Annotated in this window: 15 protein-coding genes; 8 read left to right on the top strand and 7 right to left on the bottom strand. The window is 43.5% G+C overall.

From position 1 onward, the window contains the following. Nucleotides 1-121: 121 nt before the first annotated feature. Genes ACHFJ9_RS12130 through ACHFJ9_RS12115 form a run of 4 tightly spaced genes read right to left on the bottom strand, consistent with a single transcriptional unit; the run spans nucleotide 122 to nucleotide 2,388 of the window. Complete coding sequence (locus ACHFJ9_RS12130; protein WP_005393075.1) at nucleotides 122-529, bottom strand: CBS domain-containing protein; 408 nt, start codon at nucleotides 527-529, stop codon at nucleotides 122-124. Next, the gene (locus ACHFJ9_RS12125) at nucleotides 526-876 is read right to left on the bottom strand and encodes a P-II family nitrogen regulator (RefSeq protein WP_005393077.1); all 351 of its coding nucleotides are present in this window, start codon (nucleotides 874-876) and stop codon (nucleotides 526-528) included. The genes ACHFJ9_RS12130 and ACHFJ9_RS12125 overlap by 4 nt, the downstream gene beginning before the upstream one ends. Then, on the bottom strand, nucleotides 866-1,657 hold the full coding sequence (locus ACHFJ9_RS12120) for a DUF1538 domain-containing protein (protein ID WP_005393079.1): 792 nt from the start codon (nucleotides 1,655-1,657) through the stop codon (nucleotides 866-868). The genes ACHFJ9_RS12125 and ACHFJ9_RS12120 overlap by 11 nt, the downstream gene beginning before the upstream one ends. Then, the gene (locus ACHFJ9_RS12115; protein WP_005393081.1) at nucleotides 1,654-2,388 is read right to left on the bottom strand and encodes a DUF1538 domain-containing protein; all 735 of its coding nucleotides are present in this window, start codon (nucleotides 2,386-2,388) and stop codon (nucleotides 1,654-1,656) included. The genes ACHFJ9_RS12120 and ACHFJ9_RS12115 overlap by 4 nt, the downstream gene beginning before the upstream one ends. A 252-nt stretch (nucleotides 2,389-2,640) precedes the next feature. Between ACHFJ9_RS12115 and ACHFJ9_RS12110 the strand changes: the two genes are divergently transcribed. The 7 genes from ACHFJ9_RS12110 to ACHFJ9_RS12080 all read left to right on the top strand — a co-directional run bounded on the left by ACHFJ9_RS12110 (nucleotide 2,641) and on the right by ACHFJ9_RS12080 (nucleotide 8,096). Next, on the top strand, nucleotides 2,641-3,555 hold the full coding sequence (locus ACHFJ9_RS12110; protein ID WP_005393083.1) for a TIGR01777 family oxidoreductase: 915 nt from the start codon (nucleotides 2,641-2,643) through the stop codon (nucleotides 3,553-3,555). Nucleotides 3,556-3,595: 40 nt separating this feature from the next. Beyond that, nucleotides 3,596-4,423, top strand: a complete 828-nt coding sequence (locus ACHFJ9_RS12105) for an SDR family oxidoreductase (protein WP_395356932.1) — start codon at nucleotides 3,596-3,598, stop codon at nucleotides 4,421-4,423. Nucleotides 4,424-4,902: 479 nt separating this feature from the next. Beyond that, nucleotides 4,903-5,757 carry a co-chaperone YbbN gene (locus tag ACHFJ9_RS12100; RefSeq protein ID WP_048626123.1) on the top strand — a complete coding sequence of 285 codons (855 nt, stop codon included), beginning with the start codon at nucleotides 4,903-4,905 and terminating at the stop codon, nucleotides 5,755-5,757. A 154-nt stretch (nucleotides 5,758-5,911) separates the two neighbouring features. Further along, nucleotides 5,912-6,829, top strand: a complete 918-nt coding sequence (locus ACHFJ9_RS12095) for an SPFH domain-containing protein (protein WP_005393087.1) — start codon at nucleotides 5,912-5,914, stop codon at nucleotides 6,827-6,829. A 3-nt stretch (nucleotides 6,830-6,832) separates the two neighbouring features. Beyond that, nucleotides 6,833-7,294 (top strand): NfeD family protein, encoded by a 462-nt coding sequence (locus ACHFJ9_RS12090; RefSeq protein ID WP_301574887.1) that lies wholly within the window; start codon nucleotides 6,833-6,835, stop codon nucleotides 7,292-7,294. Nucleotides 7,295-7,619: 325 nt separating this feature from the next. Beyond that, nucleotides 7,620-7,799, top strand: a complete 180-nt coding sequence (locus tag ACHFJ9_RS12085) for a hypothetical protein (protein WP_074191004.1) — start codon at nucleotides 7,620-7,622, stop codon at nucleotides 7,797-7,799. A 114-nt stretch (nucleotides 7,800-7,913) separates the two neighbouring features. Further along, complete coding sequence (locus ACHFJ9_RS12080) at nucleotides 7,914-8,096, top strand: hypothetical protein (RefSeq protein ID WP_109168626.1); 183 nt, start codon at nucleotides 7,914-7,916, stop codon at nucleotides 8,094-8,096. 42 nt (nucleotides 8,097-8,138) lie between these two features. Here ACHFJ9_RS12080 and ACHFJ9_RS12075 read toward each other — a convergent pair whose 3' ends face one another. The 3 genes from ACHFJ9_RS12075 to zipA form a co-directional block, all read right to left on the bottom strand. Next, complete coding sequence (locus ACHFJ9_RS12075; protein ID WP_395356928.1) at nucleotides 8,139-9,548, bottom strand: porin; 1,410 nt, start codon at nucleotides 9,546-9,548, stop codon at nucleotides 8,139-8,141. 509 nt (nucleotides 9,549-10,057) lie between these two features. After that, complete coding sequence (ligA, locus tag ACHFJ9_RS12070; protein ID WP_395356926.1) at nucleotides 10,058-12,070, bottom strand: NAD-dependent DNA ligase LigA; 2,013 nt, start codon at nucleotides 12,068-12,070, stop codon at nucleotides 10,058-10,060. 90 nt (nucleotides 12,071-12,160) lie between these two features. Further along, nucleotides 12,161-13,117: a cell division protein ZipA gene (zipA, locus tag ACHFJ9_RS12065; protein WP_395356924.1), complete on the bottom strand. Its 957-nt coding sequence runs from the start codon at nucleotides 13,115-13,117 to the stop codon at nucleotides 12,161-12,163. A gap of 251 nt (nucleotides 13,118-13,368) precedes the next feature. Here zipA and cysZ point away from each other — a divergent pair, with 251 nt between their 5' ends. Further along, on the top strand, nucleotides 13,369-14,112 hold the full coding sequence (gene cysZ, locus ACHFJ9_RS12060) for a sulfate transporter CysZ (protein ID WP_395357435.1): 744 nt from the start codon (nucleotides 13,369-13,371) through the stop codon (nucleotides 14,110-14,112). Nucleotides 14,113-14,226: the final 114 nt, after the last annotated feature.

Below are 14,226 nucleotides of genomic sequence, written 5' to 3'. Positions count from 1 at the left end.
GCGCAAAGAATAATGGTGAATTAACACATATGCAACCTAACATATATTAAATATTTTAGTTCTTTGTAACAGTCGCTGACTTGAGAAAAAAATGCGTTGATTTTTCATTTATATCAACCTATTACACTTCTTCTCGCACCATGCCATTGATGACAATATTGTTATAACTCACCATGCCAATGACCTCCCCATCTTCAATGACCGGAGCTCGGCTAATGCCAAATCGTTCAAATAGGCGCGCACAATATTTCACATTCATATCAGGGTCGACACACAAAGCGGGCTTGGTCATGATCTCATAAATATTCGTGCGCTGTGGAGAGCGATTATTCGCCAGCACCTTTTTGGCGATATCATTCATCAAGACGATGCCATATTCATCGTTGTCATCTCGCTTTTTCACCACCAGCGCTTTTACTTGGTATTTTTTAGCCAACGTTATGCCTTCATAAACTGTCATTAGCCCATCAACCATGACATAAGTAGCCGCCATTACATCTCGAACTCTAATTATCGTTTGACTGCTCATAACTCATCCTCAACCACTTTGGTCAACGTCTCTACTTGATGCGCGACACCGACTGCATCCTCAATATCGATCTGAATAGCAATGCCCTGCCCCGACTCTCTGTCGAACTCACCAACTTCATTGATGGTTTCTAATATGTGTCGAGAAAGGTGCTCCTCAACGACAAACAGCAGCACATCTTTTTGTACTTCCAGCGTTAAGCCAAAAAACGTTCGCTTTTGATTTAAGCCTTGTCCACGAGCGTTATTAATCACCGTCGCACCAGTCGCGCCAGCTTCGCGAGCAGCGTCCAGTACCTTGTCTGTTTTGCTGTCTTCAACAAACGCAAGTATCAATTTAAAGCGCATTTTCTTCGTCCTCCGAGACATCTTTATTCAGCCATTGGGTTATTTGCGCATAGCCCATCACAGAGATCATAGGAAACAGACTGGCAAAAGCGATCAAGCCAAAGCCATCAATCATTGGGTTTCTTCCTGGGACGGTAGAAGCAAGCCCCAGCCCTAGTGCGGTTACAAGCGGAACAGTGACAGTAGAAGTCGTGACGCCTCCAGAATCGTAGGCGAGCGGAACAATAAGCTTTGGCGCATAAAATGTTTGAATCACAACCACGATATAACCCGCAATGATGTAATAGTGGATAGGGTCACCGACAACAATCCGATAGCTCCCTAGCGCGATGCCAATGGCCACCCCAAATGCAACAGCCACGCGTAAGCCGTTAATACTGATACTGCCACCAGAAACTTGGTTTGCTTTTATCGCTACAGCGATTAGAGAAGGCTCAGCAATCGTGGTACTAAAACCGATAAAAAAGGCGAAGGTATACACCCAATAGTAGTCGACCCACACTAAGGCTTTTCCCACAGAGACTTTAAACTCTTGTAAAAATTCCGGCGCCGTCAGTTGCACGGCCATGGTCTCTCCGAGCGGAAACAGAGCCATTTCTAATCCGAGCAAAAAAAGAGCGAGCCCAAGAATCACATAAACAAACCCAAGCAAAACCCTCTTAAGGTTGTTAACTGGACGCCTTAACACCGCTAACTGAAAACCAAAAATAATGCTGGCGATGGGAATGACATCTCGAACGGTCGATAATAAAGTGTCTAGGAAATGTTCAATTGAAATCATGTTACGACCATTCCGTAAACCATCACAAACATCATCGGTAGCAGCGAGGCAAAAGCGATCAAACCAAAACCATCCACCATGGGGTTGCGCCCTTTAATCGCCGATGCTAAACCAACCCCTAGTGCAGTGACCAAAGGCACGGTGATAGTCGACGTCGTCACACCTCCAGAATCATAAGCAACGCCAATAATGGCTTCAGGTGCAAACCACGTCAGGACTACAACGCCGACGTAGCCGCCGATGATCATGTAATGAATTGGCCACCCTTTTAAGATGCGCAGAACGCCAATAACGATGGCGATTCCCACAGAAAGAGCCACCGTTACTCGTAGCCCTTGTCCATAATCCTGCATCGATTGCTCTGAGTTTGGGATCATCCCGCCTTCTGCCGCAACTTCTGATGCTTCTTCTGCTACGGCCGTTAATGCAGGCTCGGCGATCGTGGTGCCGAAGCCTAGACAAAACGCAAAAACTAACAACCAGAATACGCTGCCTTTTTTTGCAAAGGCTTGAGCCATACTCTCTCCGATAGGAAAAAGACCAAGCTCTAGACCAAAAATAAAAAACGTTAACCCTAAAACCACAAGCAATAAGCCAAAAAGAATGGAGATGAGATTAGGAAGTGGCTCTTGCAAAACAACTAATTGAAAAAAAGTGATAACAACAACGATGGGTAGCAGATCGCGAGCACTATTAAGGAGCGCTCGAAAAAGAGCAACAAATGCTTCCATACCTATCCTCCTTGATGGTGCAAACTGATTACGCTTGTTCCGGTAGCGATGTTTTTAGTCTGGCATAGATTTAGTTCTCCTACCGTGAACGAATTAGCGCCATACATAACATTTAGTTACATTTTTTCAATATGTGAAGTCAGTAGCCTCGCTACAGGCTTGCCACTATCCTAGAAATAATAGTGTTGAGATGATCAAGCTCAGCACAAAACGACTATAATGTTCTAATACGTGTACATTCAAAGAGATAACATGAAGATATTACTCACAGGTGGCACTGGGTTTATTGGTTCGGAGTTGCTCAAGCTGCTATCCACTCACCAAGTTATGCTACTTACACGCTCTCCTGAGCAAGCAAAACAACGCCTCCAACACGCTGATTTGGGTAATATCGAATACCTTGACTCGCTTGAGTCATTCGCCGATCTCAATCACATTGATGCCATAATTAATCTTGCGGGTGAGCCTATCGCAGATAAAAGATGGACCAGCGAGCAGAAAGAAAAAATCTGCAAAAGTCGCTGGAAAATTACCGAACAAATCGTTGAACTGATCCACGCCAGCACAGAGCCTCCCGCAGTTTTTATTAGTGGCTCGGCCGTTGGTTACTATGGCGATCAACAAGACCACCCGTTTGATGAGTGCCTGCATGTTAACAGTGAAGACTTTCCTCACGAGGTTTGTGCAAAATGGGAACAAATAGCCAAACGCGCAGAGTCTGAACAAACACGTGTTTGTCTATTGCGAACTGGCGTTGTACTCGGCCTTAATGGCGGGGCTTTGGCGAAAATGCTCTTACCTTACAAACTTGGCGTAGGCGGCCCGCTCGGGAACGGTAACCAGTACATGCCTTGGATTCACATTCTGGATATGGTCCGCGCCATCATGTACTTGCTTGAAACACCACATGCCCACGGTGCGTTCAATATGTGCGCACCTCACCCTGTGACTAACCGTATCTTTAGCGGTACGTTGGCAAAAACGCTCAAACGACCACATATCTTGTTCACGCCTAAATGGGCAATGGAACTCCTAATGGGTGAATCTTCCTGCTTATTGTTCGATAGCATGAGAGCAAAACCCAAAAAGCTCACCGAACTTGGCTTCAAATTTAGCTACTCCAGAATAGAGCCAGCACTCAAGCACTTGCTTCATGACCGGAGCTGATGAATGATGACCTCATTCAATGTTTCTTGAGGCTTAATTTATGAAAAAGTCGATTCTTATTACGGGTTGCTCAACCGGTATAGGTTACGTGTGCGCTCACGCCCTGCAAAACGAGGGATTTCATGTCATAGCATCTTGTAGGAAAGAGCAAGATGTCCAACGTCTAATTAATGAAGGGCTAACCTGCATCAAGCTAGACCTAAACAGCCCTGAAAGTATTTCTTCGGGCGTGAAGCAAGCATTAGAGCTAGCAGAGGGTAAGCTTTATGCCGTGTTCAATAATGGTGCCTATGGCCAGCCCGGTGCATTGGAAGACTTGCCCACCGAGGCTCTTCAAGCTCAATTTCAGACCAACTTTTTTGGTTGGCGCCAGTTAGTCAGAGAAGTGCTTCCTCACATGCGCATACAAGGCGAAGGACGCATAATACAAAACAGTTCTGTTCTTGGCTTTACTGCAATGAAATACCGTGGCGCCTACAATGCGTCAAAGTTTGCCCTAGAAGGCTGGACTGACACACTACGGCTAGAGCTTGCGGATACGAATATCAAAGTGGCATTGATAGAACCTGGGCCTATCGAAACTCAATTTAGAAACAATGCATTAAAAGCCTTCGAGAAGTGGATTGATATTGAATCCAGCCCTCACCGCCTCGCCTATGAAGGACAAAGAGAGCGACTCAACAACGACAAATCTAATAATCGATTTGTTTTACCTGCAGAGTCCTGCGTCGCACCTGTTCTTCATGCATTAACTAGCGCTTCACCTAAAATTCGCTATCGAATTACTACGCCGACTAAATTATTCGCAATCTTGAAAAGGTTATTACCAACCCGTGTGCTTGATAAAATTTTGCGACAAGCTGCATAAAAAAGTTTTGTCACAATGTAATTTCATCGTAACAATGTGATGTCATTATGAGCATGTAGGTTAAAAAAACCTCAAACAAACGAATCAATTTCTACGCAATTCAGTGAGCACTATTCAGCCTAAAGTGAATGAGTTGCTTAGATTTGGTATCGCCACCCATTACGTTTTGTAGCAATGTTTTTACTACTGCGAGGCAATAATGACATTAAATCAGCTTAACTGGCTTAGTGTGGGTGTAGTGTTGACCATGTTCATCCTATTTTGATACCGCACTAACAAATAGCATTAGAACTGCGCTGCTTCGGCAGCGTTTTCTTTTTGCCTTACACCTACTCAGCAGTAACACTATTCTCTTACCGCATCCTTTCACAAAATAGAATGATTCATTATTGATGACGATTAGCAACCATCGCTTGAATTTCCCTTAAATCAACTCCATATCTATTATCAACGACAAGACACAAAGCAAGGATACTCTGATGCAATCCCCATTTATCGTTGAGATAACAGAACAGAACTTTCGCGAAACTCTTGAAGGATCAATGAACACTCCCGTTCTGATCCACTTTTGGGCCAATGCTCAACCAGAAAGCGCACAGATACTCCCTGAGTTGCAATCTCTTGCTCAACAGTACAACGGTGCATTTACGCTTGCTTTATTAAATTGTGAAGATCAGCCGGCTCTAGCGTCTCAATTTGGTGTGCAAGTATTGCCAACTATCGCGCTGTTTATAAATGGTCAAGCCGTCGATGGATTGGGTGGCCCTCAGCCAATTGATGCCATTGCAACCATGCTACAAAAGCATTTGCCAAGCCCAGATGAACAGCTATTAAAGCAAGTCAGTGAACTTCTTCAGCAAGGTGAGCATGCTCAGGCTTTAAGCATCATCCACACTTTGCCGCCAGAACTGCAAGAGCGTGGCGATGTGAAACTCGCGATGGCTGATTGTTTATTAGAAACCAAACAATTTGATGTCGCCCAAGAGCTACTGAACGCTATCCCTCTTGAGTATCAAGATAACTACTACAAGAGTCTAATAGCCAAGCTCGAGCTGCATTTGCAGGCTGCAGATAGCCCTGAGTTACAACGACTAGAACAAGCATACGCAGCAGACATGGCAAACTTCGAACTTGCTTGTGAATTGGCGGTACAGTACAACCAAGTGGGTCGTGATGAAGAAGCGCTGGAACTGCTGTGGAATATTCTTAAAAAAGACTTGGGCGCCCAAGACGGTGAAGTGAAGAAGACTTTTATGGATATTCTCAGTGCGCTAGGTCAAGGCAACGCATTAGCAAGCAAATATCGCCGTCAGCTGTATTCGATTCTGTACTAACTCGCTGAAAAGCGAAACTTCAACTAAAGGCCGGATATTCCGGCCTTTGTTATATAAAAACCAATAACCTCTTAAGGTTCTCAGAACTTCAATTGTCTATTGTCTATAAATAGGTAAAAATGAATCGGACATTATGCACTTAAGGGAATAACTCATGCCAATTGATTCACTGATTACCATCGGTATTTTCGTCGTTCTTGCTGTAGTTATCTTATCTTCAGCCATTAAGACGGTGCCACAAGGAAATAACTGGACAGTCGAACGCTTCGGACGCTACACCCATACGCTAAAACCCGGCTTAAACTTGATCATCCCATTTGTTGATAAGATAGGGCAAAAAGTCAACATGATGGAGCGCGTTCTTGATATTCCAGCGCAAGAAGTTATTTCAAAAGACAACGCTAACGTAGTTATTGATGCCGTCGGATTTGTTCAAGTCATCGATGCTGCCAAAGCGGCTTATGAAGTCAACGATTTGGAACATGCCATTAGAAATTTAACTCTCACCAATATCCGTACCGTTTTAGGCTCAATGGAGTTGGACGAAATGCTGAGTCAGCGTGACATGATCAACTCAAAGCTGCTGGCAATTGTTGACCAAGCCACCAACCCATGGGGTGTAAAAGTCACACGAATTGAAATAAAAGATGTCCAGCCACCATCCGATCTAACGGCGGCGATGAATGCTCAAATGAAAGCCGAGCGAAATAAACGAGCGGAGATTCTCGAAGCTGAAGGGGTACGCCAAGCTGAAATTTTAAAGGCTGAAGGTCATAAGCAATCGGAGATATTAAAAGCTGAGGGCGAAAAGCAGTCTGCTATTCTCCATGCTGAAGCTCGTGAACGCGCCGCGCAAGCAGAAGCAAAAGCGACTTATATGGTTTCTGAAGCGATTGCCAAAGGCGATATGCAAGCCGTCAATTACTTCATTGCTCAGGGCTATACCGAAGCGATCAAAAGCATTGGTCAAGCCGAAAACGGCAAAATCATTATGCTTCCATTAGAAGCGACCGGACTAATGGGCTCGGTTGCAGGGATAGCAGAGATGTTTAAACAACAAGATAAAGAATAACTTATGGACTTTTTCAGTTTGCTGGAAGGCGTCTCTTTCTGGCATTGGCTAGCCTTCAGTTTTGCACTTCTAGCGGTAGAGCTACTTGGGACGGCGGGATATTTTCTCTGGCTCGGAGTTTCTGCACTTATCGTTGGGGCACTAATGACCGTTTTGCCAATGAGCTGGCAATTACAATGGCTTTGCTTTGCAAGTTTCAGCTTAATCACCACTTGGTTATGGTGGCGACGACAATGGTCTCAAGACAAGAAAGAAGACCAAGAAAGAGATCTGAACCAAAAGTATAAGCAGTTAATCGGACGCACACTTACCATTGAAGAGGACTTTTCTGTTGGGCTCAATCGTATCAAGGTTGCCGATACCACGTGGTCGGCACAGTCGGATCAAGCACTTCCAGCAGGAACGCGCGTTAAAATAAAAGATATCGATGGTATTATTTTAATCATTGAGCCTGATTCTAAGTAATTTATGCCAAAGTAATGGGGCATAACTATGCTCCATTATTTTAATCTAAACAACCGCTTTCATTTCATTGATTTAATTAAAATCGAACAAAAAATAAGTAGCAGAAATATTATTAATATCCTACCCTATTCTTCCAATTATTTAATTCTTCATCATACGATAATCAATAAGATAGAAATATATCGATATAAATTATCTTTCTAAATTTATTTTAAAAAATAAAACTTTATTGAATTATTTTTTGATCTTTTTGCCCCCCCATACATACTTAACGCATAAGCATTTAAGTTGAATGCTTTTTATTTGGTAAGTAAGAGGATGTACTATGAAGAAACTTCTCTTTTTAATGTTATGCGGTATCTTTTCTTTTTCTTCCTTTGCCTACACCAACGGAAATGGTGGTACAACTAATTTAGGACCGATAGTCGAATGTAAATTGCCCAGTGGTGATGTCACTAATATTCCAAGTGAAATGTGTCGATTTAGAGGCGGGGAATGGAACTAATATAGAAGTCAGTAGTTAGTTCAATATTAAGAAACTATTGATACCTTACTTTTCAGTAAAGTCATTATTTATCCAAGCAAGTAGATATTCAATGTCTACATTAAGGTGATGATTATGAAATTTTTAGCTGGTCTATTGTTAGCATGTTTTGCCCTAGCTCCATTAACTACTCATGCTAATGGTGCTTCAGGTGGTCGTACGCTAGCCCCAGAGATAAAGTGTGAGTTACCAAACGGTAACGTGCATATGCTACCGCCGTTATATTGCAAAATATATGATGGTCGAGAAGTAAAATAAAAAAAGGAGCCTAGCGGCTCCTTTTTATCATCTCACTAAGTATTAGTGGAAGCTGTAAGGGATAAGAACTTGTAGACGTAGGTCTGTTTCATCCGCATCACCAGCACCAGCGTACTCATCACGCTCTAGGATTGTACCGTGTAGACGGATCGTAGAACCTTTCAGTGCACCACTCTGTAGAGAGTAAGATACTGTCGCGTTAACTGCGTATTCACTTTCGTAATCCCAGTCACCTGATGCACCGCTTGCTGCAGAATCAGCACCAGTACCATAACCAAAGCCTAGGTAGTAGTTCCAGCCGTTACCTTGGTTGTAAGATAGACGGTTGTACCACGCTAGCTCACCCGCTTTGTTCCAGTCAGACAGTGCATCCCACCACTGAGACCAAGTACCGTTGTTCATACCGTAAGTATGAATTGTACGAGGAACGAAGTCAGCACGGTTGTCTGTGTCTGTGTAGCGTAGCTCAGACATCCAAGCTAGCTTGCCGAAAGATTGATTCAAAGATAGACCAGTGTGGAAACCTAGACCATCGTATTTCACATCATCGTCAACACCGTAGAAATCAAATGCTAGATTTGTACGGTCACTCACAGTGTACTTCAAGTAAGCCTTGTAAGAAGTGTTGTCAGTTTCGTTGTGGTAGCTAGTTACTTGACCTGCACCCCAGTCGATACCATTTGCATATTGAACGCCAGTAGCTTGACCCAAACCAAGTTGCATAAACAAGCTGTCAGTTAGGTTACCGTTTAGGCCTAGAGAGTGTAGGTAGCTCCATGAAGTGTCAGACCAAAGCGCTGGCGCGTAGTCATCTTCGTGAAGTAGCCAAGGTGCTGTAAATTGGTCTGCACCAAAGTAGCTTAGGTTGAAATCACCTAGTTTAGCGTTCAGTTCGAAACCACGGTAAGTACCAGGTACGAAACTCCAAACGTTACCAATAGTACCGTTACCACCCGCTTGTAGCATACCAAAGCGCGCGTTGAAGCTTTCGTTTGCTTTGAACTTCAGTGCTGCTTTGTAAACTTTAAGCTGTTGACCATCACCTGCACCCCAGTCTAGGTTGTTACAAGTTGAAATTTCATTACATAGGTAGCCTTCGTTTGAATTGTAAAGGCTATCGTTGTAAAGGTCGCCAGAATAGTAAGCCGCAACATCTGCACCAACCCAACCATCGTGGTAGCCAGAAGTAAAGTCTAAAATTGCGTTGTAAGAAGAGTAGTTTAGACGACTCCAACGGTCACCGTTTTCACCGCCAGGCTTACCTGTTGTACGAGTACGAGAACGAGTATCAACTAGAAATAATGCATTAAGACTAGAGTCTTGCATAAATTCGTTCACTTTCTCTACGTACTCGCCACCTGCTGCACTTTCAGTAGACGCTGTAGCTGGAGCAACAGCAACAACACCAAACATTGCTGCGGTTAACGCTGAAACCTTAAAAAATTTGTCCATGGAAAAACTCCTAAAAATGGATATAGCTGTATTTTTCTATCTCACCTTTAGTTGGCCGCCGAAGGAGAGAAGTAAATTCCTGATCAAACCTCATTATTTCTAATTTGGCTTTTTTTAGTTCCTGCATACACACCGTGTATCCACGTGATTAAGACTAACTTCGCAGCTAAAAACATCCAAACGGAACTTATTTTTTTTCTAAAAAAATATGAGCCAGTCCAAAGTTCCATATAAGTTGTTGATCCAGATCTTACTTTTAACAACACCAATACAAAAAGACAGTTAAACATTGAATATCAACAACTTAAATCACACCCTGGAATTCCAACTTGAAGTCACTCGCAGACTAAAGAAGTAAAAAACCTTAATAATTCAATGGGAGATCTTGATCACTGAAAAGATAAAAAGCACAAATAACTCAATCAAAAAGCACTTAATTATGAGCAAGAAAAAGCCCCACATGCTTACCATGTGGGGCTTTTAGTTATTTTTTAGCTTTTTGATAAGACTTAATTCATCAACTCGAGTAAGTCTTGTTCTGTTTTGATCTCGATACCCAGTTCTTGTGCCTTTGCCAACTTCGAGCCTGCATTTTCACCAGCAAACAAAATATCTGTTTTCTTAGAAACACTACCTGTCACTTTTGCACCTAGTGATTGAAGGGCTTCTTTAGCCTCTGTGCGACCTAATTGAGAAAGTGTTCCTGTCAATACAACTGTCTTACCTTCTAACGGTAGCTCTCCTACCTGCTCAGTCGTATTAATCTCTGGCCAGTGGATCCCTTGTTCAAGCAAATCTTTAACCACTGCTTGGTTCTGCTCTTCACTGAAGAAAGTCGTAATATGTTGAGCAACCACAGCACCGATGTCTTGCACTTCAATTAACTGCTCTTCGTTAGCATTTTGGATGGCTTCCAACGTTTTAAAGTGCATTGCTAGGTTTGCGGCGGTTGCCTCGCCAACTTCACGAATCCCAAGCGAATACAAAAAGCGAGGTAACGTTGTTTCTTTGGATTTTTCTAACGCATTCACAATATTCTGCGCAGACTTTGGCCCCATGCGATCTAATACCGTTAAAATCCCCGCAGATAACTTAAATAAGTCAGCAGGGGTTTTTACCATCTCACGATCAACAAGTTGCTCGATCACTTTATCGCCTAGACCGTCAACGTCTAACGCTTTACGAGACACAAAGTGTTTTAGCGCTTGTTTACGTTGGGCTTGGCAAACTAAGCCACCCGTGCAACGTGTTACCGCCTCTCCTTCGATCCGCTCAACATGCGAGCCACAAACCGGACACTGAGTTGGAAAAATAATATCTCGCGCTGTTTCTGGTCGACGCTCTTTGATGACAGAAACGACTTGAGGAATAACGTCACCCGCTCGACGAATCACAACGTGATCACCGATCTTAACTTGCAGACGTTCTATCTCATCTGCGTTATGAAGCGTCGCATTACTTACCGTTACCCCGCCAACAAATACAGGCTCTAGTTTAGCAACAGGTGTAATCGCACCAGTACGACCGACTTGGAATTCCACCTCATTCAACGTCGTCATTTCTTCCTGAGCCGGGAATTTGTAGGCAATCGCCCAACGTGGAGCGCGAGCAACAAATCCAAGACGCTCTTGCACGGCAATATCGTCAATTTTAATGACGACACCATCGATCTCATAAGGAAGGGCATCACGACGCTGCAAGATATCTTGGTAGTAAGCTTTTACATCCGCCAAACTTCCAACTCGCTTGGTCTCCGGGCACATTGGTAATCCCCAAGATTTAATTTGCAAGAAGCGTTCGTAGTGACTTGCCGCCAATTCAGCGCCTTGCACCACGCCTACACTGTATGCATAGAAGCTAAGCGGACGAGAAGCCGTAATGCGTGAATCCAATTGTCGTAAGCTACCTGCCGCAGCATTACGTGGATTAACAAAGATTTTCTCGCCTTTCTTCCTTGCTAATTCATTGAGCTTTTCAAACCCAGCTTTCGGCATAAAGACTTCACCACGAACTTCAAGACGATTTGGCCAGTCATTACCCCTGAGTTTTAAAGGAATGGCTTTAATCGTGCGAACATTCTCTGTGATGTTCTCGCCAGTAGTGCCATCGCCGCGTGTTGCCGCCTGAACTAACACACCGTTCTCATACAGTAAACTAACTGCGAGTCCATCCAGTTTCGGCTCACAACAGTATTCTTTCACACTCTGACTGCCCACCCGCTCTTGTGCTCGCTTATGGAAACTATCAAGTTCGCTGTCATCAAACACATTATCAAGCGAAAGCATCGGTACTTCATGTGTCACTTGGCTAAACGCAGAGAGAGGTTGTCCACCGACACGTTGACTTGGTGAATCTACGGTAATTAAATCAGGGTTCTCAGCTTCAATATCCAGGAGCTCTCGCATTAAACGGTCGTACTCGGCATCAGGGATCTCTGGGTTATCTTCCACGTAGTAACGCACAGCGTGGTAATGCAACGACTCTTTTAGTTCTTCTAATCGCTGAAGTACTGATTCAGACATAGTAAAGCCCCGTGTATTTTCAATCGGTGAGGTTGGGAAATCCAAGAAAAAGGGCTCCATCCGGAGCCCTATTATTACTTGCTGTTAAGATTATGCGTTAGCGGCATTAAACTCAACTATTTGACGTCGATAAGACGCTAAACGGTCTGGCGTCATTAAGTTACGCTGGTCATCAAGAACGTTGCCACCTAAATCATCAGCAATTTGCTGCGCAGTTCGGAGCATTAAGTTGAAGTTCTGTTCAGCCTCGCCATAACAAGGCAATGTCATGAAGAATGAAATCCCCTTCGTTGTAAACTCAGCAGGATCAGCATGCTCAAACGTACCAGGGTGCATCATATTAGCGACGCTAAACAGCACTTTGCCGTTACCGGACAAGTCGACATGACGGTGGAAAATATCCATCTCGCCATAAATTAAGCCGTTTTGTTGCATACTCTCAAATAAAGCAGTACCAACAAATGGCTCTTCACCCGCACAGTGCACATTCAATACAATCACTTGCATTTCAGGTTCTGGCTTTGGCTCTTCCTTAGGCTCTGCAACGACAGGCTCACTAACCGTTTCGACTTGCTGTTCTTTCTCCGTAATATCAAACGCGGCGGGAATAGCTTCTTCTTCCACAGCAGGCTGGAATGGCTCTTCAGCTACTGGTGCTTGAACGACAGGCTCAACGTACTCTTCTTTATCTTTTTCTGCAACAAATGAAGGGATGTCATCTGGCTCCTGCTGTGTCTGTGTTACTTCAGATGGACCACCGAATAGCGGGTCAGATTCAAATTTGTTGTCGAAAGAACTCGCCATCCCAAAATCTGGTTCTTTGCGATCTTTACGAATGATCTCAAAGTCATCTTCAGGAGCGGGAGCGAAGTCTCGTTCTTTCTCGACAAGATCATTTTTGTCCCCTTGGTCAACATCCAGCTTACCAAGCGGCTTGTTACCAAACTTTGCTTTGCCTTCTTTTTTACTGCTCCACAAACCATGAAACAGCAATGCCGCGATGGCTAATGCGCCAACAACAATGAGTACGAATCGCAATTCCTGCATTATTTACTCTCAATATACTTGTTTTTACTACTCGCAGTTCCTTGAGCAGCAACCCAAGTGCAATAAATCTGAATGATACGTTTACTTTACCAAAACTATATGTAGATTTAGAACAACTTAATGCAAGAAGTTCCGTTTTTTGTTGTGATTCTTGCCACGATTCCACTTAACAAGACGTCATTTGTCAGGGCATTGAAAGAAAAGCCCTCACAGGTACAATGAGTTTTCATTTACACGAAGCCAAAATAGACATGAAGCAAAACAATCAGCAGAGAACCGGATTCGGTTATTTTCTATACGGGATACAATTGGCACTTGCCCCTAAAATCAGACGCTTTGTCATCTTACCTCTACTTGCAAATATCTTGCTTGTGGGTGGTGCCATCTTCTATCTATTTTCAAACCTTAATATATGGATCGAAGACTGGATTGGGCAATTGCCTGAGTTTTTATCCTGGTTAACTTACATTCTTTGGCCTTTACTCGCTCTGACGATACTCGCTACCTTCTCCTATTTTTTCAGCACGCTCGCGAACTTTATCGCCGCGCCATTCAATGGCCTCTTAGCTGAAAAAGTGGAAGAGTACTTAACGGGACAAAAAGTAAATGATGATGGATTCATTGCCGTCCTGAAAGATGTTCCTCGCGTTTTAGCTCGTGAATGGAGAAAGCTGCTTTACATCTTACCTAAAGCAATAGGCCTATTCCTGTTATTGCTTATACCTGCCCTTGGGCAAACAGTAGGCCCATTTTTATGGTTTATTTTTACCGCTTGGATGCTCGCGATTCAATATTGTGACTACCCGTTTGATAACCATAAAATCCCATTTAACGACATGCGTTACAAATTGAAACAAAAGCAAGGTAAGGCCTATGGCTTTGGGGTATTGGTGTCTGTGTTTACGACGATCCCAATTTTGAACCTCATTGTCATGCCTGTAGCAATATGTGGCGCAACCGCTATGTGGGTGGCGGAGTTTAAGCACCAACGATAGTCGATTAGAGATTAAGGAAAGGGATCTGCGCCAGCTTTTCCCTTTTCTTTTATCGAGTTCTGGGCCAACCTAATAAGATATAACTTTTTAATCCTTTTCCCTTTTTTTCATACC

The organism is Vibrio sp. D3 (genome assembly GCF_043995865.1).
Lineage (GTDB): Bacteria > Pseudomonadota > Gammaproteobacteria > Enterobacterales > Vibrionaceae > Vibrio > Vibrio diabolicus.
Note: the sequence above shows the minus strand (reverse complement) of the source record. Positions and strands in the feature narration are given on the sequence as shown.

Bases quoted from the DNA above. Each gene is read 5' to 3' on its own strand.
- ACHFJ9_RS12115 (WP_005393081.1), bottom strand. From the start codon at position 2,388: ATGGAAGCATTTGTTGCTCTTTTTCGAGCGCTCCTTAATAGTGCTCGC.
- ligA (WP_395356926.1), bottom strand. From the start codon at position 12,070: ATGTCTGAATCAGTACTTCAGCGATTAGAAGAACTAAAAGAGTCGTTG.
- ACHFJ9_RS12130 (WP_005393075.1), bottom strand. From the start codon at position 529: ATGAGCAGTCAAACGATAATTAGAGTTCGAGATGTAATGGCGGCTACT.
- zipA (WP_395356924.1), bottom strand. From the start codon at position 13,117: ATGCAGGAATTGCGATTCGTACTCATTGTTGTTGGCGCATTAGCCATC.
- ACHFJ9_RS12100 (WP_048626123.1), top strand. From the start codon at position 4,903: ATGCAATCCCCATTTATCGTTGAGATAACAGAACAGAACTTTCGCGAA.
- cysZ (WP_395357435.1), top strand. From the start codon at position 13,369: ATGAAGCAAAACAATCAGCAGAGAACCGGATTCGGTTATTTTCTATAC.
- ACHFJ9_RS12090 (WP_301574887.1), top strand. From the start codon at position 6,833: ATGGACTTTTTCAGTTTGCTGGAAGGCGTCTCTTTCTGGCATTGGCTA.
- ACHFJ9_RS12095 (WP_005393087.1), top strand. From the start codon at position 5,912: ATGCCAATTGATTCACTGATTACCATCGGTATTTTCGTCGTTCTTGCT.
- ACHFJ9_RS12085 (WP_074191004.1), top strand. From the start codon at position 7,620: ATGAAGAAACTTCTCTTTTTAATGTTATGCGGTATCTTTTCTTTTTCT.
- ACHFJ9_RS12125 (WP_005393077.1), bottom strand. From the start codon at position 876: ATGCGCTTTAAATTGATACTTGCGTTTGTTGAAGACAGCAAAACAGAC.
- ACHFJ9_RS12075 (WP_395356928.1), bottom strand. From the start codon at position 9,548: ATGGACAAATTTTTTAAGGTTTCAGCGTTAACCGCAGCAATGTTTGGT.
- ACHFJ9_RS12080 (WP_109168626.1), top strand. From the start codon at position 7,914: ATGAAATTTTTAGCTGGTCTATTGTTAGCATGTTTTGCCCTAGCTCCA.
- ACHFJ9_RS12120 (WP_005393079.1), bottom strand. From the start codon at position 1,657: ATGATTTCAATTGAACATTTCCTAGACACTTTATTATCGACCGTTCGA.
- ACHFJ9_RS12105 (WP_395356932.1), top strand. From the start codon at position 3,596: ATGAAAAAGTCGATTCTTATTACGGGTTGCTCAACCGGTATAGGTTAC.
- ACHFJ9_RS12110 (WP_005393083.1), top strand. From the start codon at position 2,641: ATGAAGATATTACTCACAGGTGGCACTGGGTTTATTGGTTCGGAGTTG.